The organism is Moorena sp. SIO3A2 (genome assembly GCF_010672265.1).
Taxonomy (GTDB): Bacteria; Cyanobacteriota; Cyanobacteriia; order Cyanobacteriales; family Coleofasciculaceae; genus Moorena; species Moorena producens.
In genome coordinates this window covers 289,006-309,210 of record NZ_JAAHHC010000001.1, presented here as the reverse complement: position 1 = coordinate 309,210, position 20,205 = coordinate 289,006, and the positions used below count along the sequence as shown (strand labels likewise).

The 20,205-nt window shown below is 45.1% G+C and carries 19 protein-coding genes and 1 tRNA gene; 10 read left to right on the top strand and 10 right to left on the bottom strand.

Features of this window, described 5'->3' with window-relative positions:
• The first annotated feature begins 150 nt into the window (after window positions 1-150).
• Both F6K64_RS01325 and F6K64_RS01320 read left to right on the top strand, forming a co-directional pair.
• The gene (locus F6K64_RS01325) at window positions 151-738 is read left to right on the top strand and encodes an IS607 family transposase (RefSeq protein ID WP_287264023.1); all 588 of its coding nucleotides are present in this window, start codon (window positions 151-153) and stop codon (window positions 736-738) included.
• Window positions 641-1,729, top strand: a complete 1,089-nt coding sequence (locus F6K64_RS01320; protein ID WP_287264024.1) for an RNA-guided endonuclease InsQ/TnpB family protein — start codon at window positions 641-643, stop codon at window positions 1,727-1,729. Before F6K64_RS01325 ends, F6K64_RS01320 begins: the two co-directional genes overlap by 98 nt.
• 126 nt (window positions 1,730-1,855) lie before the next feature.
• Here F6K64_RS01320 and F6K64_RS01315 read toward each other — a convergent pair whose 3' ends face one another.
• Window positions 1,856-2,659: an alpha/beta hydrolase family protein gene (locus F6K64_RS01315; protein WP_287251067.1), complete on the bottom strand. Its 804-nt coding sequence runs from the start codon at window positions 2,657-2,659 to the stop codon at window positions 1,856-1,858.
• Between the two features lie 234 nt (window positions 2,660-2,893).
• On the bottom strand, window positions 2,894-4,816 hold the full coding sequence (locus F6K64_RS01310; protein WP_081431874.1) for an ABC transporter substrate-binding protein: 1,923 nt from the start codon (window positions 4,814-4,816) through the stop codon (window positions 2,894-2,896).
• Window positions 4,817-5,282: 466 nt separating this feature from the next.
• Here F6K64_RS01310 and F6K64_RS01305 point away from each other — a divergent pair, with 466 nt between their 5' ends.
• Complete coding sequence (locus tag F6K64_RS01305; RefSeq protein ID WP_008191568.1) at window positions 5,283-6,380, top strand: acyl-CoA dehydrogenase family protein; 1,098 nt, start codon at window positions 5,283-5,285, stop codon at window positions 6,378-6,380.
• Between the two features lie 347 nt (window positions 6,381-6,727).
• On the top strand, window positions 6,728-8,116 hold the full coding sequence (locus tag F6K64_RS01300; protein ID WP_287248262.1) for an SDR family NAD(P)-dependent oxidoreductase: 1,389 nt from the start codon (window positions 6,728-6,730) through the stop codon (window positions 8,114-8,116).
• A 640-nt stretch (window positions 8,117-8,756) separates the two neighbouring features.
• Here F6K64_RS01300 and F6K64_RS01295 read toward each other — a convergent pair.
• From F6K64_RS01295 to F6K64_RS01280, 4 genes are all read right to left on the bottom strand, one after another.
• Window positions 8,757-8,830: transfer RNA gene (locus F6K64_RS01295), tRNA-Pro, on the bottom strand.
• A gap of 48 nt (window positions 8,831-8,878) precedes the next feature.
• On the bottom strand, window positions 8,879-9,244 hold the full coding sequence (locus F6K64_RS01290; RefSeq protein WP_044495827.1) for a DUF1818 family protein: 366 nt from the start codon (window positions 9,242-9,244) through the stop codon (window positions 8,879-8,881).
• 31 nt (window positions 9,245-9,275) lie between these two features.
• Entirely contained in the window at window positions 9,276-9,935 is a 660-nt protein-coding gene (locus F6K64_RS01285; protein WP_008191576.1) for a hypothetical protein, read from the bottom strand.
• 110 nt (window positions 9,936-10,045) lie between these two features.
• On the bottom strand, window positions 10,046-10,276 hold the full coding sequence (locus F6K64_RS01280) for a DNA-directed RNA polymerase subunit omega (RefSeq protein ID WP_008191578.1): 231 nt from the start codon (window positions 10,274-10,276) through the stop codon (window positions 10,046-10,048).
• Between the two features lie 350 nt (window positions 10,277-10,626).
• Between F6K64_RS01280 and F6K64_RS01275 the strand changes: the two genes are divergently transcribed.
• Both F6K64_RS01275 and F6K64_RS01270 read left to right on the top strand, forming a co-directional pair.
• On the top strand, window positions 10,627-10,797 hold the full coding sequence (locus tag F6K64_RS01275; RefSeq protein ID WP_287264707.1) for a hypothetical protein: 171 nt from the start codon (window positions 10,627-10,629) through the stop codon (window positions 10,795-10,797).
• Window positions 10,798-10,806: 9 nt separating this feature from the next.
• The gene (locus F6K64_RS01270; protein WP_008191579.1) at window positions 10,807-11,517 is read left to right on the top strand and encodes a GDSL-type esterase/lipase family protein; all 711 of its coding nucleotides are present in this window, start codon (window positions 10,807-10,809) and stop codon (window positions 11,515-11,517) included.
• Here F6K64_RS01270 and F6K64_RS01265 read toward each other — a convergent pair.
• Both F6K64_RS01265 and F6K64_RS01260 read right to left on the bottom strand, forming a co-directional pair.
• Entirely contained in the window at window positions 11,503-11,961 is a 459-nt protein-coding gene (locus tag F6K64_RS01265) for a pentapeptide repeat-containing protein (RefSeq protein ID WP_081431989.1), read from the bottom strand. The two genes, F6K64_RS01270 and F6K64_RS01265, sit on opposite strands and share 15 nt — an antisense overlap.
• Before the next feature lie 81 nt (window positions 11,962-12,042).
• On the bottom strand, window positions 12,043-13,482 hold the full coding sequence (locus F6K64_RS01260; protein WP_008191583.1) for an LCP family protein: 1,440 nt from the start codon (window positions 13,480-13,482) through the stop codon (window positions 12,043-12,045).
• Between the two features lie 663 nt (window positions 13,483-14,145).
• Here F6K64_RS01260 and F6K64_RS01255 point away from each other — a divergent pair.
• Window positions 14,146-15,207: a mannose-1-phosphate guanylyltransferase gene (locus tag F6K64_RS01255; RefSeq protein ID WP_008191588.1), complete on the top strand. Its 1,062-nt coding sequence runs from the start codon at window positions 14,146-14,148 to the stop codon at window positions 15,205-15,207.
• Between the two features lie 1,035 nt (window positions 15,208-16,242).
• On the opposite strand, the gene F6K64_RS01250 is transcribed toward F6K64_RS01255, so the two are convergent.
• On the bottom strand, window positions 16,243-16,551 hold the full coding sequence (locus F6K64_RS01250; RefSeq protein ID WP_008191590.1) for a hypothetical protein: 309 nt from the start codon (window positions 16,549-16,551) through the stop codon (window positions 16,243-16,245).
• A 419-nt stretch (window positions 16,552-16,970) separates the two neighbouring features.
• Here F6K64_RS01250 and F6K64_RS01245 point away from each other — a divergent pair, with 419 nt between their 5' ends.
• A complete protein-coding gene (locus F6K64_RS01245) occupies window positions 16,971-18,866 on the top strand; it encodes a TolC family protein (RefSeq protein ID WP_287263042.1) in 1,896 nt (631 codons plus the stop codon).
• 325 nt (window positions 18,867-19,191) lie between these two features.
• Window positions 19,192-19,521: a 2Fe-2S iron-sulfur cluster-binding protein gene (locus tag F6K64_RS01240; protein ID WP_008191595.1), complete on the top strand. Its 330-nt coding sequence runs from the start codon at window positions 19,192-19,194 to the stop codon at window positions 19,519-19,521.
• Between the two features lie 92 nt (window positions 19,522-19,613).
• Here the strand turns inward: F6K64_RS01240 and F6K64_RS01235 are convergent, their stop codons facing one another.
• A complete protein-coding gene (locus F6K64_RS01235) occupies window positions 19,614-19,754 on the bottom strand; it encodes a hypothetical protein (RefSeq protein WP_154659991.1) in 141 nt (46 codons plus the stop codon).
• Between the two features lie 111 nt (window positions 19,755-19,865).
• On the opposite strand from F6K64_RS01235, the gene psbM reads away from it, so the two are divergent.
• Entirely contained in the window at window positions 19,866-19,979 is a 114-nt protein-coding gene (psbM, locus tag F6K64_RS01230; protein ID WP_044495836.1) for a photosystem II reaction center protein PsbM, read from the top strand.
• Window positions 19,980-20,205: the final 226 nt, after the last annotated feature.

Below are 20,205 nucleotides of genomic sequence, written 5' to 3'. Positions count from 1 at the left end.
AAGCACTCCAACGGGCAATGGTTTCAATCGCTTCATCCTGAGCTAGAGTGGGATTGCTAAAATCGGGTCGCGCACCAGGGGGTTAGTGGACAGTTACAATAAGTATCACAATATCTAGTAAAGTCTATGGAAAAGTCATAGACTTTAGTCATGGCATTAGTACCTCTCCGTAAGGCGGTCGAACTTACGGGACTCTCTCAAACCACTCTAAGGAAGTACGCAGACAATGGCACGATCAGATGCGAACGAACCCCCAGCGGATACAGGATGTTTTGTACAGTTAGCCTTGCCACTTTGGGGAAACGACAACCCCCAAAACCAGCTACCATCTGTTATTGCCGGGTCAGTAGCTCCAAGCAAAAAGATGACCTCGTCAGGCAAGTCGCGTACATGCACTCGCTCTTCCCGGAAGCAGAAATCATCAAAGACATCGGCTCAGGACTTAACTACAAAAGGAAAGGACTTAGAGCCATATTGGAACGACTTATGCAGGGATGTCAGCTCACGATTGTTGTTACCTGTAGAGACCGGCTCACCAGATTCGGTTTTGAACTGTTTGAGTACTTGGTCGGATACAACGGTGGAAAAATCTTGGTTCTCGACCAACCTAAAAGTTGTCCAGAATCAGAACTTACCGCAGATCTTCTCTCCATCATTCACGTCTTCTCTTGCCGAGTCCACGGACTCCGAAAGTACGGGACAAAAATCAAAGAAGATCAGGATATTCCTAAGTGCTGATCAGAGATCGATTGTCCGAAAGTGGTTTGGAGTGTCTCGTTACGTCTTCAACAAGACCGTCAAGATACTTCAGAATAGTAAAGTAAAAGCTAATTGGAAAGCCATTAAAACTGGCATATTAAATAACCTTCCCGAGTGGTGTAAGGAAGTACCTTATCAAATTAAATCGATAGCGATAAAGGATGCTTGCACCGCTGTTAGGGAGGCCAAGAAAAAATACCAAAAGACTGGAAAAAGTAATCGGGTTAGGTTTCGCTCTAGGAAAAACCCAATTCAGTCTTGCTACATCCCCAAATCAGCAGTCTCAGTCAAAGGCATTTATCACACTAAACTGGGAGGATTAACTTTTGCTGAGACTTTGCCTGAGAACAGGGGAGATTGTAGATTGACTAGTAATAATGGGGACTACTACTTAACAGTCCCCCATCAGACTACTCAAATAAAAGCCGAAAACCAAGGTAGGGTAGTCGCGATAGACCCCGGAGTTAGAACCTTCCTGACATTTAAGAGTGAAAATTCTACAGGCAAGATTGGTCACGGTGACTTTTCTCGGATTCAAAGGCTTTGCGCTCATCTTGATAACTTAATCTCAAAAATAAGTAAGGCCAAGAGGAATCAAAAACGACGAATGAGAAAAGCTGCCAGGCGGATTGTTCTCAGAATTCAAAACCTAATAAATGAACTCCATCATAAAGCTGCTAGATTCTTGGTAGATAAATTTGATGTGATATTACTTCCGACCTTTGAGACATCTGAAATGTCAAAAAAAGGAAAAAGGAAAATCAGATCAAAGACAGTCCGAAACCTACTCACTTTATCCCACTTCAGATTCAAGGAGTTTTTAAAACACAAAGCTTCCGAAACTGGGAAAACAGTAGTAGATGTCTGTGAAGCCTATACCTCCAAGACTGTGAGCTGGACAGGAGAAATGGTAAACATCGGCGGCAGTAAGACCATTAGGTCAAAGATTGATGGCCGGTCTATGGATTGACCTTTGGTCACGCTTCGCGAACGGGACATCAATGGCGCTCGCGGGATATTCCTGAGGGCTTTGGTAGATACACCCTGGCTGCGAGAGCAGCTTGCATTGGTGAACTAAAGTCTGCGCTAGTAGACTTTAGTAGCCAAAAAGTATCGGATTATTAACATTAGTAATACTAAAGTGATTGGCACCTGCAACGGTAATCAATGCTTTGGGAGGATCTTGGATTAACTCAAAAGTCCCCAAAGCTTCCTCAGGGGTTGCCCGAGCATCGAGGCTTCCTTGAACTAAGGCCACAGGAATGCCATCATTAGCCGTAGGAACAAATTCCATTAAGAAGGGATCGAATCGATTTGTACCGTAGAAAGCACCGGCCATAAGTGCTTCTGGACGATTAAAATCATCCAAACAGAGGGGAAAAATACAGGAATCTTCAATCGCGGTTAAACCGACTGCCCCCCCTTGGGAATGACCGAGTAAACCTAGCTTCTCGGTATCCACAATACCCGCAAGCTGGGAATTATAATTCTCGCTTTCTGCAATAATAAAGTCGAAAATCGAGTTAATTTGCGAAGCTTCAGGAAGCAATCCTTCAAAATTAAACTGGGGTAGAGATACCCTATTGTTAGGAACGACAACCACAAAGCCGTAGCTAGCAACCTGAGTCGCAAAACTAGAGTAGAAGGATTTGTCTACCAATCCACCTGGCAAGAGGATGGTAGTGGGAAATAATTCCTTGCTAGTCCTAGATACAACTGGAAAGTAAATGTCTGCCGGATTGCCATTGGTTGTAATGGTAGTACTGAAGCTATCAACTTCAGAAAAAATGGGTGCATCACTGAAAGTGGCAGCAGTGGCTATTTCTGCAGTTCCGAGACTCAGAAAAATAGCACTAGAGAGGCTAAAGGAGTATTTTATTCGAGAAGAGTAAAAATTCATGAATTTTGTCAGTTTTATTACTAAAATAATGTTGCCAAAAACACTATAATTTAGCAAATTTTCCGCGCACATTCTAGTCCTGGTACCCTATAGGGATAAGCTGTAAGGACGGTCTGTGGGCAGGTCTTGCAGAAATTTTTCTACCAATTATTAGCCCTCACACCCCCACACTCTCCCCATCTCCCCATCTCCCCATCTCCCCACAATCCCCATCCCCCAAGACCCAAGACTTGATTAGTTTTCCGCAATTCTCAGCTCATCAATGTTCCATAACGGTCCCCCTAAGCTAGAAAATTTGATATTCTCGATGCGATCGCGTACTGCCTGAAAGTCTAGTGAATTGACCAGGAAAAACACGGGCAACTCCTCGGCAACGATTTCCTGGAATTGACCATAAATGACTTTGCGTTTGCTCTGATCAAGTTCTTTTATCCCAGCATTGAACAGACGGTCAATCTCTTGCTCCCAGTCAGACACTTCCCATCCTGCCAGTGGTGGTTGTCCGGGTTGAGGACCTTGATTAAATTGATGAAACGAGCCTCCACTGTACCAGAACACAAATACATTGTGAGGCTCATTTACTCCTGCTCCAAACGCACCCACATAACACTCCCAATCTCGAGTCGATAGAAGCTTTCTGAGCACAAGGTTGAAGCTGAGTACCTGCAAATCTGCTTCTATCCCAATTTGGCTTAAGTCTTGTTTAATCTGAATTGCTGCGTCTACTCGGGACTTATCGTCTGATTTCACCAGCATAGTAAATCTTACCCGGTTGCCATCCCAATCCAGCAGCTGATTTTGGGAGTTATATCTGAAACCAGCGTCTAATAGTAATTGTTTGGCCTTCTGGGGTTGATAGTTGTAGACTTTTAACCCTTCTTCTGGGGACAGGTAATAGGGACTTTGGACAGCAATGGGGGAATGTTGTACTTCACCGAGTCCCCGATAAATATTAGTTTTCATCCTTTCCCGGTCAATAGCATAGGCTACCGCTTGTCGAAAGGCCAAGGTATTGAACCAACGAGACTTGACTGGGTCTACGAAAGGTTTTCCTTGAGCATTGCGAGCTTTGTTGAGATTAAAACCGACAAACCTAATGCTAGGCATCGGTCCTCCATTGTAAATGGTGTATTTCCCCCGCTTTTCCTCTCGTTTGAGTAACCCAAAGGCCTCAGGATTTACTCTGAGGCTATCCAACTCCCCAGAGCGAAATCTGAGTAACTGGTTATCAGAGGATGGGATAACTTGCAAGACAATCCGTTGAATGTAGGGTTGGGGATTTCCCTGAGCATCAGCACGCCAGTAATAAGGGTTGCGTTGTAGGATGACTCGCTCAGCAGGGGTATACTTTTGTAGTCGATAGGGACCATTGCTAACAATATCTTGGGGATTGGTGTCAGTGCCCCAAGTGGCAAGAAACTGGGGATTGCCATTACCATCAGTGGCTTGCACAGACTCTTTTAAGGCATGAGCCGGTAGAATGGCTAGGGTTCCGGCGTATCTCACAAATGGCGCAAAGGGTTCTGGTAAGGTAAACTCAACTCGCCGCTGATCTAGTTTGCGCACCGATGGGTACTTACCAGTACTACCAATCTGGAGGAAATCTCGGGAGACTGTGGGAATCTTGGGATTCAGGTAAAGCTGCTGATAGGTAAAGATCACATCATCCACTGTTAGGGGTGCCCCATCAGACCACTTTACCCCATCCCGCAGGGTGAAGGTGATCTGCTGTCGGTCTGAGGAAATGTCCCAAGATTCAGCTAGTCCTGGTTCCAACTCCCCTGTCATGCCATTCTCACTCAACAATCCTTCGTAGAGGTAACCAAATACACCGAAGGGAGAGGTATTAACAATAGCGTTAAAGGTAGCTGGGTCACTAGGAGTAGCTAACACTAGTTGAGAGACCTGAGCTGCTTGAGTCTTAAACTGGTTCGGATGACAACCTGTGAGGATTAATAGACAAGATAGCGCCAGCGCAACTGCTTGAAGAGGGAGGAGTGTGGGGAGTGTGGGAAGTGTGGGGTGTGTGGAATTTATAGAGCAGATAGGGTGTATAGGGAGTGTGGGGAGTGTAGGGAGTGTGGGGAGTGTGGGGAGTGTGGGGAGGGAAGAAGTAGTTTTGGATAAGAAGATATTTTTAAATAAACTTTTGTTCATTGTCTTGATCCACAACGTGGAAGAAACGGTTTTTTAGTTGCTTTTTAGTTGGTATTCACAGCTGCGATTCGGCTTTGCCGACCCTACGCGATCGCTTTTTTTGGTGAAAGTAGCTCACTGAATTACGCAATGCTATAAATCACAGGTAAGCATATGCGCTACAGATGGTGCTACTTGAGGTGCCGTCAGCTGTCAGCAGACTTAACTCAGATTAAACGAATGCTTACCTGTTTTCTTCAAAAGCTGATAACTGATAACTGATAACTGATATAGCAGTCGAAGTAAAGCTTAAGACATATTTCTGCTCCCTGCTCCGAAGTCCCTGCTCCGAAGTCCCTTTCAACCAAAATACTCTGTCCTAAACTATACTTCGGTTGCTATAACTGATAACTGATAGCTGATAGCTGATAGCTTACAATCACAGTGGCAGTATTAATGTAGTAGATCAGAGTAACTAGAAAGGTTGATGCAGGTGATCAAACGGTATCCCGATAATGAGCACCAAACCCTATTAGAGACAGCGGAGTCTTATCTCAGGGAATCCGTTGCTCCCTTGGCTTCAGAAATTGATAGTGCTCCTGAGGTGTTACGAGAGGCTCTCAAGGGAATGAGCGTTCGCACTTTGCTAGGGCTAAGGATTCCGAAATCCTGGGGAGGTCTAGAAGTAAGTAGCACAACCTTTGGCTACTTCCAGCAACTGTTAGCACGGTATTCCGGTGCTTTGGCATTCTTGCAAATGCAACACCAGAGTGCTGGAGCAATGATCGCCTACTCTGAGAATGAATCGTTGAAGCACCAGTATCTTCCTAAATTAGCCAAGGGTCAAGTGCTAGTTGGTATCGGCTTTTCCCAAGTGCGACGAACAGGTAACCCACCGGTGAAAGCTATTCCGGTAGATGGTGGATATCATATCAATGGAAAAGTGCCTTGGGTTACTGGGTTTAGCTTGTTTCAAGAGTTTGTCATTGGTGCAGTATTGCCTGATGGTCGAGAAGTTTACGGTATGGTGCCATTGACTCCAACTTGCCAAGATGGAGGTGGTACTATTACCTTTAGCAAACCCATGGCACTGGCGGCGATGGAATCCACCAATACGGTTAGTGCTACCCTTACCGATTGGTTCTTACCTGAAGAACGTGTGGTCTCGATTGCTAAAGCAGGTGCAATTCACGAAAATGACCAGAAGAAACTTTTGTCTGCTGGTTTTTTGGCCCTAGGATGTGCCCAAGCTGGACTGGACATTGTAGAAGCGGCTGCCAAAACCAAGCAACTGGATTTTCTATACAATACTTTTGAATCCCTCCACGGGGAATTCACTCGCTGCCAGACAGCTATGATCCAAGCAGCACAAGCAAATTCTCAGACTTTTCAACAACGGCTACAACTGAGGACTTGGGCAATTAACTTAGCAGGAAGATGTGCTCAAGCAGGGGTGACTGTGTCTAGTGGTGCTGCTAACTACAAACACCATGCTGCCCAGCGAGTCTATCGGGAAGCTTTGGTATTTACTGTCTCTGGTCAAAGCACGGCTATCATGGAGGGAACTCTGGCTCGGTTGGTATAGCGCTACGCTTAGCGTCAGAAGTCAGAAGTCAAAAGTCAGAAGTCAGCTAGGACTAGGTTTCGGAGTTTAGAAATGTCAAACATCTGAATGGGTAGTGCTATAAATGTTTCCTGTGGGTGAATCCTGATTGACTGACTTAGAAACTCCTATACTCCCATATCTTGCCCTTCTGCTAACTTTGTGGTATTTATCAACATCTAATCTACTTCTGTAATATAATTGTATTATAATGGAACGTAGTGCAGAGGCAGTCACACCAGCCTTCTAAGCTGTGAACAAGTCGGCTTTGCTGAATCGCCCCCGCCGAATTCTGTCTGTGTAGTACAGCTTGTGTAGTACATACAACTATGGATATTACCCAACCCCATCACCCAAGTTTCAATGAGCAGGAGTTAGCCATTTGCCTGAGGGTGCTGGAGGCAGCGGGTAGGATGTCCAGTGACAATCCACAGCTGTTGACTATTGAACGGGCGGCCTCAGCACTGATGAAGCGACTCAAACAAAAGCGTCGCCACCAGCGCAAGCAGGCTCGCCGTCAGCATGACTTGGCTTTGCTCGCTCGCGCCCAGATTCATGGCGAAGCCTTGCCGGAACGATTACGCCAGCTGGCTGCAGGGGTATCCCTTGAGCATGATCAACTCTATACTCCCCAGCTATGCTACCTGTGCAAGCAGCCTTACAAACGTGTACATCACTTTTACCACCAGTTTTGTCCTAACTGTGCCCCGGAACACTATAGTCGGCGCTACGCCCGAACTGACTTACAGGGTCGGCGAGTGCTAGTCACGGGTGGACGGATTAAGATTGGGTATCACATTGCACTCAAAATGCTACGGGACGGTGCTCATGTGATTGTAACCACCCGATTCCCGAAAGATGCCGCCCGTCGATACCTGGCTGAGAAAGATTCACAGGTATGGGGTGAGCGATTGGAAATCTACGGGCTAGACTTTCGTGATCTGCGTGGGGTGATGGCATTTATCGATCAGTTGCTGGCATCTCCCCCACTCAATATTATTATCAATAATGCTGCCCAAACCATTCGCCGCCCACCTGCATACTTCAAAGCTCTTGTCCAAGGGGAGATGGAGAGTCTGGATCAACAAACCAGGCAATGGGTGAAAGCTGAATCAGAGGCTCTGGTAAAGAAGTCAGCACTTAACGCTTTTTACCAGCTCTGTCTGAGCAGCAAGGAGGATCCAAACTTTCCGGATGGAGTCCTTGACATTGAGGGTCAGCCCTTAGATTTGAGGCATGTTAATAGCTGGCGACTCTTACTTGACCAGGTTGAGCCGATCGAGATGGTTGAGGCTTGGTTGGTAACGACTATGGCACCTTACTTATTTAATTCCCGCTTGAAGCCGTCACTGATGGCATCTCCTTTCGAGGATCGTTATATTGTCAATGTCTCTGCTGTAGAAGGTCAATTCTCCTATGGTAATAAGACACCCTATCATCCCCACACTAATATGGCTAAAGCTGCACTGAACATGATGACCCGAACGGTGGGGATGGATTATGTTTGCGATCGCATTTATATGACCAGTGTTGACACGGGTTGGATTACGGACGAGAAGCCTCATCCTGTGCGTGAATACCTCCGTCAGCAAGGATTCCGTCCACCACTTGATGTGATTGATGGCGCTGCACGGGTTTATGATCCCATTGTGCGCGGGTTAGCAGGGGAGCGCCTCTATGGGGTGTTCCTGAAAGACTATAAACCATTTGATTGGTGAAGTAATATAGCGCTACGCGCAAGGCAAGAGGAATCCCCCCTAACCTCATAAGGGTAGGTTTTTTACAAAGACCTCAGGTGTGGGGTGTGGGGCGTGGGGTGTGGGGGATAAGAAAATGTACTTAATTTGTCCTTCAAAATCATCATTGTCTTGATGCAATAGCGAGTGGTTTGAAGTTACCGTAAGACAGGGGAGCCTTAATCAATGGAGGCGCGCTTTCCGCGTGAAGAATTAAATTACGGGGTCGCGCCTCAAGTTTTAACCATGCATCTGCATAGCCTACCAACCATAAAGGCTCCCCTGTCTTAGGTTTCGTCTCCGGGGGAAACCCCCTGTTCCGAAGCTGCATCGCTTCTTCAGGTGCGACCCGTGGCGAATTTAATTCTTAATAGGTCAAGCGCACCTAAGTTGTTTTCCTTTTCCTCTCCCTCTGGGTCGCCCCATGTTTTACCCTAATGTAAAAAACCTACCCCTGTGAGGGGCCCCAAACTCCCCACACTCCCGATCTTTTTTACAAATATGAGATGCACCCGATGCAACGCCGCTTTTTTAGTTTTTCACAGATACTTTGTCCAGATCACATTAATCAGACAACAGTGACAAATTGGGACTGACTACCCTAGCGAATTTTAAAACCGAATCGGAGCGGCGGGATTTGAACCCACGACCCCCACTACCCCAAAGTGGTGCGCTACCAAGCTGCGCTACGCCCCGGAAAACTTTATCTATTATACCACACTATTCGAGATTTGAACAACTAAACTAAAATACTTTTAGGGACTTAGCTGCTGCTAGCAACCCTGGAACCGCTGTTGCCACCCAGCTCCCCTCACAACAGCGTCCCTGATTCAAAATCAAGCGTAGGGTATAAGCGGAAGGATAGCCCTCTACCTCCATCCACAGCCAATCACTTTCTGCTTCACAAGTAATTTTCTCTTCGTCCATCAACTCACTTGCCATCTCACTCATAGTCTGAGCTAATTGCAGCAACAACCGACAAAAGTCGTTCAACTCCGACTCCGTTAGCTCAAATGCCCAGTGCTCGCCACCGACTAAACCTTTATAGTTAGGAGCCTCCGGATCCCAACCAATACGCCAGCCTTCTCCATGTTTAACAAGACGTTCCATTAACGTGATTCTGCCCAATTCACCAGACAAGTCAATTAGGTTTGAGTAACTGAGCATCTCCTGGTTTAGGTAAGGATAGTCCTCTTCTAGGATTGGAGGTTGTCGCAGGTGATGTAGGATTGGAGGTTGTGGCAGGTGATGGTGTCCCAGGTGATGGTTGTGTGCTCGACTCTGGTGCAACAGTTTCGGTGCGATTGGGATTGAATATGCTGACCAAAACGCTTACTAGTGCATCCCGTTCGGCACGAGTTAATTGTTCTATCGCTGCAATATCCCCTTTCATGGGATTTTCGGTTAAGGTATTCCCACTGGGATACTGGGATGCTACTAGGTAATCGTGTGCACCTAGATAGTCAGCCATGGTCAATTTCCAATCAAAACGGTAATTGGGCAACCGTTTTTTACCATAGACGTGATACCGAATTAAGCGGTTAACCAGGGTATTATTGGCAGCTACTTCACCGCTTTCTTTGCTAATGTATTGGTTCTCTTGTGGTAAATCCGGTAAACGCTGATATACTACCTTGCTAATCTCTGGGGGAATAAAAAACTGGGCGACAGCAGGCTGTGCTCCTAGGAGCTGGAAGACACCGGGGGCTTGGTCGTAGGATTCCCACAGCAATAGTAAACCACTGGTCAAAGTAGTAATAGTTAAACCTAGCGCTAGTTTAATTCTATTAGTCTTGTACATTGCTTAGAGACGACTATTGAACATTCCTGCACAACCTTGGGATAAAACTAGGTGAAAGAACTATTCTTGCCCCTGACCCTCTAACCCCCTGACTCACTCAGCACTATAGCTTAGTCCGCAATAATCTCTGGCTGCGTCAGTTCATCAGACATCTCAACAATTGCTCGCAGCACTGGCTTCATTGATGGCTCATCTAGACTTTCAAAATCTTCGAAGCGACGGCGCTTAGCACGGCTGGCCACTTGTACAGTTATCCGATAACGATTAGAAGCTGCACTTACTAGCTGCTCCGTCCGTTGCAGAATGTCCATTGAATCAAAGTTATAGATTTTGTGCAGCATAAGGTTTATGATGTGTTGCTTTCTGGTTAAAATCAGTATCGCCCCCTCTACCCTAGCATACTTCACTCCTAAACTAGGGGTTACCCCTGAGACAAGTCATAAAACTTTTCTTGAGGTTAATAATATACCATCAAAAAGTGAAAGAATTTGTGAAGTTGCGTGATTACTACTTACATTGCTTGGTATGTATGACAATAATAAGAAAGAACAGTCAATTTGTACTAACTATACCGAATCGACTAACTATACCGAAACTATATATCTAACCCAGGCTGGGAAGTTCTACCAAACTATCCCAGCCTACTTATATGTCAATAAGTATGTAAATAAGATGATGCGCATATGGGATTATGTTGTGTATATGGGAAGTGTATATGCGATCGCATCGATGGGCTACCTTAGGGGTCAGAGTACTTGGATTGACTCCTGTGGTAGATGTACCTTTTACATATACAAAAGATCATACCATTGCTAAGCTATCAAGAGTGTGTCGAGTTGTTAACAATTATCTGACTAAATAAATCTTGTCTATGCAAACACTTGCCGCTCCTAGCTTTGAGTCATTCCATCAGCGCCAAAGAACTCCCCTGAAATTCGTTGTCCTCGGAGATAGTCTGATCTATGGATTTGGAGACCCAGAAGGTGGCGGCTGGGTAGAGCGACTGCGACGTCAGTGGATGTTACCCGATAGTCCTGGTCATGTACTCTACAATTTAGGAGTTCGGGGTGATGGGGTTACCCAAGTCCACAAGCGACTAGAGCATGAATTTCGCAGTCGTGGTGAACTCAGAAACCGTGTACCTGATGCCATTATTTTATCAGTGGGCGTTAACGATTCAGCCCGTAAGGGACGTCCCGATGGCAAGAATTTTACTAATTTTGATAGTTTCCAGGAAGAACTAGCCAATCTGCTTGAGCTAGCCCAGCAACTCTGTCCAGTGCTATTTGTGGGCATGGTACCAGTGGATGAAAGGAAAATGCCCTTTCTCGATTGTTTTTACTACACTCATGCTGACCAGTACTGCTACAAAGAAGCTACTCGCCTTGCTTGTCTGAGGCGTCAAATTCCCTATCTAGACGTTTTTGATTTATGGACGTCCCGTGGTTATGATTGGTGCTCTCAACACCTATCTCCAGATGGTCTCCATCCCAATGTGGCTGGTTATCAGGAATTATTACAAGACATCCTGCTCTGGAACCCCTTAGCCCAGCTCAACTCCTTCAGCCTAGCGACAGCCTAAACTATCCCGTGTGGAGATCCCAGTTACAGGATTTACCCCCGTAGCACGGCCACACATCAGTTTAGCCTGATAGCGGTCAATCAAGGCATCGGTAAAATCAGCACCAGTTATCTCGGCATCGTAAAACCTGGTGCTATTCATAATTGCATCGGTCAAAATAGCATTGGTCAAATTAGCTTGGTCTAAAATTACCCGATCTGCCAAAGAATCGGTCAGGTTTGCACCTTCGAGATTGGCTTTCAATAAATTTCCCTTGGTGAAGATAGATCCACTCAGGTCAGCACCTTGGAAGTTTGTGCCTCGCATTTCAGCGCCTGCAAATACGCCACGAACTAAATTGCCATGGGAAAAGTCACGATAACTCAAATCCGTAAGGGCATAATTTACTGTATTCTCCTGAGCATAGGCAGGAGTAGCCGATAAAAGCACCCATAGCCAAGCCATAACAAGAACTAAAATTAGTCCCAATAAGCGTCGCCAAATCACCCTAATCACTTGTGAACCTGACTCCTTAAAACTTAAAGCCTAAAACTCCCTCTCTAACCAATCTTCACCGACTCTAATCGTCAGCTCAGATTTGAGATGACCAGTAGAGGATGCTTCTACTCTACCTAGTCCCAGGACTTTTTTGACAATATCTGCTGTTTTTATGTCCCCTTGCTGAACAATAATCTCAGTCTGGGACAAGCGGTCAGGCCAATCTGAGACATAATAGACATTGTAGAAGTCATGTCTGGCTAAATAGCGGGCAACACGGCGACCAAGTTCTGGGTCATCGGTAGCATTTTGAACCGCAATTCTGACCCGATGGGGTGAACGGCGGCGCTTTAATGAACTCTTATATTTCGGTTCTTGCTCGAAATACTCACTCATCACTCGGTCTCGCCCTCGTGAATTCATCAGCCAGTAACTGGCAATGTATTCATCAGCCTTGCTAAATCGACCAGGCAAGAGTACCATTCTGATATTATCTTTACCAACCTCTAGACCAAAACCGACCAGTGCCAAGATTTCCTCTAAGCTGAGATTGGTATCAATATACTGCTGCATCACTCGCAGGATTTTGGGTAAACGAGGCAAGACACTGGGAGTAACTAAACGCTGGCGCAGGGCCTTGAGTAAGATCTGCTGCCGCTGTATCCGAGCAATATCACCATTGTCTTTTCGGAATCGAGCAAATTGTTCGGCTTGGTCTCCATTCAAAGTTTGCCACCCTGGTTCTAAATCAATTTCCAGTTTCTGAGTGACATCTACATATTCCATCCTCTCAGGCACAAACACTTCCAAGCCACCGACCAAGTCCACAAGTTCCCGAAATGCATCAGTGGTAATGCGCACATACCTATCAATTGGCACATCATTCAAGGTACGGCTAACCACTTCTGCGGTTAAGGTAGATCCACCTTTGACATTGGCATCGTTAATTTTAATTATCCCAACACCGGGAATTTCTATTCTGGTATCCCGTGGAATTGAAAGCATATTCACTGAGTGGTCTTTAGGGTCTAAGCGCAACAGCAACAGGGTATCACTGCGACCTCCAAAAACCTCTGGGGAACCTGGCAACGCATCTGGGACTCGGTCTATTCCCATCACCAGGATATTAACCGGTCGTGACAGGTTATAGGGAAAGCTTTTACGCCAAGACTTGTGCTCAGAAGCCGCTGGTTGATTCTGGGGGATTTTGGAGTTTTCCGGTTGAGAATGGGATTTAATCAGGGGCGACAATGGGGTAACTAGGGCTAAGGTGGCTCCCAAAGCCGCAGAAATAACTGCTGTCAGGACAAAAGCGCTACTCCAAAATACCCACCGCAAATAGGGGGCAAAGGTTAATCTTAATCCAGAGACAGAAGCGTCTAGGTCTGTAGTCAGGTCAAGCTGAGAGTAAGAGACTCCTGTATCACCCTCTTGGGGTGATGGTTGTGGTGTTGAAGCTGAGGCATTATTAATCACACCTGTATCCAAATCTACCTATGAATTGTGATGACTGTTGTTCGCGTAGCCTGGCCGAAAGGCCAAGCATTCAAGTTCCAAGCCTATAGTTGGCTATCCAATTAAACTGTAGCCTGTGGCTACAGTTTAAGATATTCTTCTTTGGTAAGCATTCAGCTATCAACTCTCAGCTCTCAGCTCTCAGCTCTCAGCTTTGAGCTTTTAAATAAAACAAGTAAGCATTCGTTTAATCTTTGTTACGTCAGCTGAATGCTGACGGCTGACGCCTGACGGCACCTCAAGTAGCGTGAGCTTTTAGCTGACGGCTGACGACTGAATGCTTACGTTATTTATTAGTCTATAAGTCTAGAAGTCAAAGCCAATAAACCATTGTGCCTACCTTCAAAGTGGCTTAATTGAAAAAAGCGCTTTGGCTACCCACGGCTAAAGCTCCTGGGGAAAGCGCTTTGAGGAACATCAATGAGTGATTAATCGTTTATGATCAATGCACAACAGGAATGCCTGAACAGGTATGAAGGAATTGGTGGACAAATGAGATTAGTCATGAGATTAGTCATGACTAATCTCATGGCTAAAGAAGTACTTTAACCATTTTTCATAATCTACAGCCTATACCAGCTGAATCAGGGAAAGTGAGGTTAGTATGTAGCAGAAAACTACAGTTAAGGCTACATCATGGATAACTCTCTCATACCTGTGATTCTTGCTGGTGGCAAAGGAGAACGGTTTTGGCCGTTGAGCCGTAAGCAACGACCCAAGCAGTTTTTATGTTTGGATGGTAGTGGTAAGAGTCTTTTACAGGCAACGGCTGACCGATTGATTAAGCTGACGGTCGGGCCAGAACAGTTGTGGGTGATTACTTCTGCTATGTTAGCTGAGGGGGTGACTCAACAACTACCATCGTTACCCCAGAAGCATCTATTAGCTGAACCGGAAGGACGGGATACAGCACCAGCGGTGGCTTGGGCAACTCTAGAGATTGCTAAGGCTTACGGAGAAGATGCGGTAGTGGGCTTTTTCCCTGCTGACCACTGGATTGAAGATGAGCAAGGGTTTCAGGAAACTATCAAGGCGGCTGCTCAATTGGCTGCTGCTGAGTCATCGATTGTGACCTTAGGCATCACGCCCCAATACCCTTCTACAGGCTACGGTTACATTGAGCAAGGTGATAAGACTGGCACGTTTGAAGGATTGCCAGTGTATCAGGTCAGTCGGTTCACCGAAAAGCCTAACCAAGAGACCGCTGAGGAATTTTTGTCTACTGGTCGATTCAGCTGGAACAGTGGAATGTTCATTTTCCGGGCTGGGGTAGTTTTAGATGAATTGCGCACCCATGCACCAGAAATTATTGCCCCTTTAGAAGAAAAAGGTGTGGCGGCTTATGCTGAGCTAGATAAGAAAAGTATTGACTATGCTTTGATGGAAAAAACACAACTAGCTTATGTTTTACCAGCCTCCTTTGGTTGGGATGATTTGGGAGATTGGAATGCCTTAGAACGCCTGCATAATGGCGATGCTAAAAATGTCGCAATGGCTAATCATGTAGAACTGGATACTCAAGGAGCAATTGTCTACTCCAGTAGTGAAGATGAGGTGATTGTTACTATTGGTTTAGACGATGTGGTGGTGGTACGCGATCGCAATGCTACCTTAATTGCAAAAAAAGACCGTACTCAGGACATAAAAAAAGTTATAAAACTTATACAAAATAATTCAATACTTCAAGATTTTTTGTGATTAATCGCTTTTCATTATTTCTTGGTTTAACTCCCTTATAATTATGATTAACCTCAGAGTGATTCAGAATATATAGCTCATGGTTTTATCATTATTTATGATTTATGAGTCAGTGGTGCTCTTAATTTACTGAATTAATTATATAATCTTAACTATCAAAAAATATAAAAAAAAATATAAAAACTTAGGCTATGGATCAAGTGTATAAACAGGGAACAGGGAACAGAGCACAGGAAAAAAAATATGTATGGATTTTTATTCACTAGTTAACAGGTTGTCATATAAATACCTAAGGCTAAATAAATAATACCCTGAAATTAATAAATACAAATAATTATTTAAAAGTCTGTTTATTTCTGGATTTTTGCTCCAGGGTTTACTAAATTTTATTGCTGCTTATTTTTGTAAAAAATTAGGTAATTTGACTGGCGTAAGGTCTATTGGTGGATTGCTAACGCCTTGCTATTGCCGGATTGCTAACGCCTTGTTTCAAGAAAGAACGTTATCCCACTGTTAATCCTTAGCCATAAACCTTAGGCAGACACAATTTGGTGAATTTGTGAATGCCGAATAGATAGTAAGCAAGAGAATGCGATGCTCGGTACGAGCCGCTACGCGATGAAGCGTTCGCAAAGCGTGGCCAAAGGCCTCAGCTTCCGCTAAAAGCGATGGCAAAACCCTTGGAACACAATTAACCCTGAGCATCAAGTAATCGTCACAAAAGGGATAAGGTTTTGGTAGTGTGGCAGACAGGAAAACCTGTTCTGCTGTTCAACCCCACCCCAATCTAACCTAAGGTCAAAAAAGAATAGTTTTATCGTAATTGAGGCCACTTACTGATACTAGAGCATCGGCTCAGTAATAGAATTTAACCCATCAACCCGATATCTGGATTGACAAAAAGTTGCTCGATTCCCATCTCTCCATCCTGGCATTTCCCTATCTTCCCATCCCTAGTCAACCCAGTTTTACGATCACAGCAAGCAGTCAGTTAATATGCATTTAAATTTCCACCTCAAGTAGCGTGACCTACGGTCAATCGCGACCCTTATGCAAAAGCGAGTCTACCATCTCCCCATCTCCCAGTCTCCATCTCCTGACAAGGGTAGGTTTTTTACTTTGGAGATAGGTAATAGGTAATAGGTAATAGGTAATAGGTAATGGGTAATGGCTAATCGGTAATGGGTAATCGGTAATGGCTAATGGGGAGATGGGTCGGTAATCGGTGGAAATTCTTGTAGATTTTCCGACATATTTTGAGAAATTTATTCCCAATGCCAGTACGTACTCGCCCAAATGTAAAAAACCTACCCAAGTGAGGTCTCCATCTCCCCATCTCCCCATCTCCCGATGAAGCGTTCGCAAAGCGTGGCCAAAGGCCTCAGCTTCCGCTAAAAGCGATCAGCCCCTATTCACAATTGAAATGTGTGACAGATTATTCTAGGGGTTATGCGATGAAGCGTTCGCAAAGCGTGGCCAAAGGCCTCAGCTTCCGCTAAAAGCGAACGCATCTAGTCACTTTTCTCCCTGCAACAAAAAATTGCCAATATGAGGATACTGTGAAGCCATTGCCCACTATAATAAAGTCTTGTTAAAGAGCAACTCCTATAAAAAATGGCAATTTGAGGCTCAATCCTGATTTAGATATGCAAACCGGGAATATTCCTTTGCTAAACGCAATAGCAAGCCATTATCCTGCCATTGGTTGCTAAATTGAGCAAGAGAAGTAATTCTGCTAAGACTAAAAATCAACTGTAAAATCTATGCCAACTTTTCGTTATATATTAGCTGTAGGTGTGGGGACGGCAATTGCCTTGAGCGGCATGGAATCCGGAGCCTCAGAAGATTTACCATCAGTTACTAAGCCTCAGAATAACTCAGTAGCTACACCTAACCAAGAATCCTTAACAGAAGCAGCCCCAAACTCAGAGGTAGGGGAGCTAGTGGTAGAAGTCATCAATAACACTACCTCAGCTGCCAAGCAACCAGAGCAACAGGAGTCTATTCCCTCTGTAGATTCCTCACCTTCAGAAGCAGAATTAGTCCAAGAAGAATTAGTCCAAGAAATTATTGATCAAACCATCCTGCCTACTGACCAGCCAAAGCAGGAGGAGTCGATTCCTGCTGTGGCTGAACTCCTAGCAGCGCCAACTAATCAGCCAAACCAAGAGGAGTCGATTCCTGCTGTGGCTGAGCTAGCAGCGCCATCGGAATCTGTAGACGTTGGTGAGGATACGGTGGTTGAATCTGCCACAGAGGAAAACCCTGAGTTAATGTCACAAACTTCTGGAAGCTCACCAACCCCTGGAACCTCAGCGCCAGAGTTTCTTGATCCTGATCCCAATCCTTTATCATTTCCTACCCAAAGCCAGGAAGTCCAGATAGATATCACACAGCCCATTACCCTGCAACAAACCATAGAACTGGCAAAGCGTAATAATCAGGAATTACAGCAAGCGCAACTGACCTTGGAACGTAATCAGTTTGTTCTCCAAGAAGCCTTAACCGCTTGGTATCCCAGTTTGTCAACAAGTGCAGCCATTAACTATGCCGATAGTGCATCAGGCCAGGTAACAGACGAACTAAGGGCTCAGCAAGGATTACTTCCAATCAATGAGCCGTCAGGAAGTTTCACTGCAGCCCTACGGTTAGAATATAACCTATACACTGGTGGGCAACGACCAGCACAAGTCCGGGTAGCTGAGGAACAGCTAAAGTTGCAACAGCTAGAGGTAGAACGCCTCTCTGAAGAGATCCGACTTCAGGTCACCCTTGCCTATTACAATTTACAAGAAGCTGATGCTCGAGTTGAGATTTCCCAAGCGGCAGTCACCGAGTCCGCTCAGATTCTACGGGATACGGAGTTACTGGAACAAGCTGGTTTAGGAACCCGATTTGAGGTTTTGCAACAACAGGTTGAGCTAGCCAATGACTCTCAAGGGTTGACCAACGCTCTGAGTGACCAACGTATTGCTCGACGTCAGCTGGCGGAGTTATTAAACTTATCTCAATCCGCAGAAATTACTGCAGCAGATCCCATCGAAATTGCTGGAAGTTGGGATTTATCTCTAGAACAGAGCCTGATCCTGTCTTATAAAAACCGATCTGAGTTAGAACAGCAACTGGTCCAACGAAAGATCAACAAGGAACAGCGCACCATTGCTCTGGCTCCAGTAAGGCCCCAGTTGAGTGTGTTTGGTCAAATCGACCTAGCTGATAGCTTAAATGATACGTTGGGTTTTGGTGATGGTTACTCGGTAGGGGCACAATTCCAGTGGAATTTCTTTGATGGCGGAGCAGCGATGGCCAGAGCTAGGCAGGAAGATATTGATGTTGCCTTAGCTGAAAGCAGTTTTGCTAACCAACGGGATCAAATACGCTTTGAGATCGAACAAGCTTATTCTCAATTAAACTCCAATGAAGAGAGTATTGAAACGGCATCCTTTGCCCTAGAAGTAGCACAAGAGAGTCTCCGGCTAGCTCGGTTACGATTTCAGGCAGGGGTTGGTACCCAAACCGACGTAATTAACCAGCAAACGGCTCTTACCCGGGCTAGGATTAACCAACTTACTGCAATTCTGGGCTACAACCGCGCTCTGGCCAACCTGCAACGGGCAGTGAGTAATTTACCAGATAGTAAAGTTAGCGATATTCCCTAGTATTCCATCAAAATTGAATGAAGGGGTAAACTAGACTTGTCCTAATTAGACCCCAGGTATTAGGCACTAGGTATTAGGCACTAGGTATTAGGCACTAGGTATTAGGCACTAGGTATTAGGCGTTAAAAACTAACCCCTAACATCTAATACCATTAACCTTGCCCTAACTCTCAAAACTAAATTGACAGAGTAACTCCTATGGTTTATGGTTAACGGTTTATGGCTAACTTAGCCATGAACCATTAACCAGGGATGCTTATTTTTTTAACATTCCTTAATAAAATAGTAATACTATCAGAAAATAAGATCAGACTTGGGACAAATCATGGCTAATATCAAATTTGTCAAGGAAGACCAAGAAGTCATTGCTGCCAATGGAGCGAACTTACGGGAGAAAATGCTGCAAAATCGCATAGATCTCTACACGTTTCGGGGCAAGCTGGTGAATTGTGGCGGTTATGGTCAATGTGGGACCTGTATTGTGGAAATTGTGGCAGGCATAGAAAATCTATCCCCTAGAACTGAGGTGGAAAATCGGAAACTCAAGAAAAAGCCAGATACTTACCGATTAGCCTGTCAAGTCTTGGTGAATGGACCGGTGAGTGTGAAAACTAAACCAACCCTTAAGAGCAAATCCCCATCTGCTGCCATCTAACCTACCAAGGGATTTTAAGGGCTAGCTGGCGAGGGATTGTCAGCTGAATACCGCTCGTTATATAGAGGTGTACATAGGGTTTGTAGGATTTATCAATTGGATGAGGTGCTTTCGTCCTGGGTTTGTTCGCGTAGCGTGGCCCAAAGGCCAGGGAGTAGGGAGTAGGGAGTAGGGAGTAGAGCTAAGATAATTGACTGTATCTCACCAGTATTATCAACGCGCTTATCTACCATTAGCCGGATTTCCTCCTGCCAGGCTTCGATTTCTATCTTCTATTTCTACCAGCCGTGTTAATGGTATCCTATAGCTGGTGGGTTAAAAACGATTTAGAGGAACTAATAATCATGCAAGTTAACGATCTAGGGTTTGTTGCCAGCATCCTGTTTGTGCTGGTTCCGGCGGTTTTCCTGCTAATTCTTTATATCCAAACCGCGAGCCGTGAAGGCTCAGGAAACTAGTTAGCTGATCTGGTGATAATCCCCACGCCTGTACCAAAAGCGCAAGCATTGCTCCTTAGCTAAAGGTCAGGGTGGGATTCTTCCCAGGATAAAAGTCTAAGGTATTTTTTGTATAAGGTTGTTTAATTAATTAGAATTAAACAACGGTTAATTTAACTTTTCCCGCCACTAAACTAGGCGGGATTGTAAGTGATGGTTACCGGATTTACGAGTATATCTCCCACGA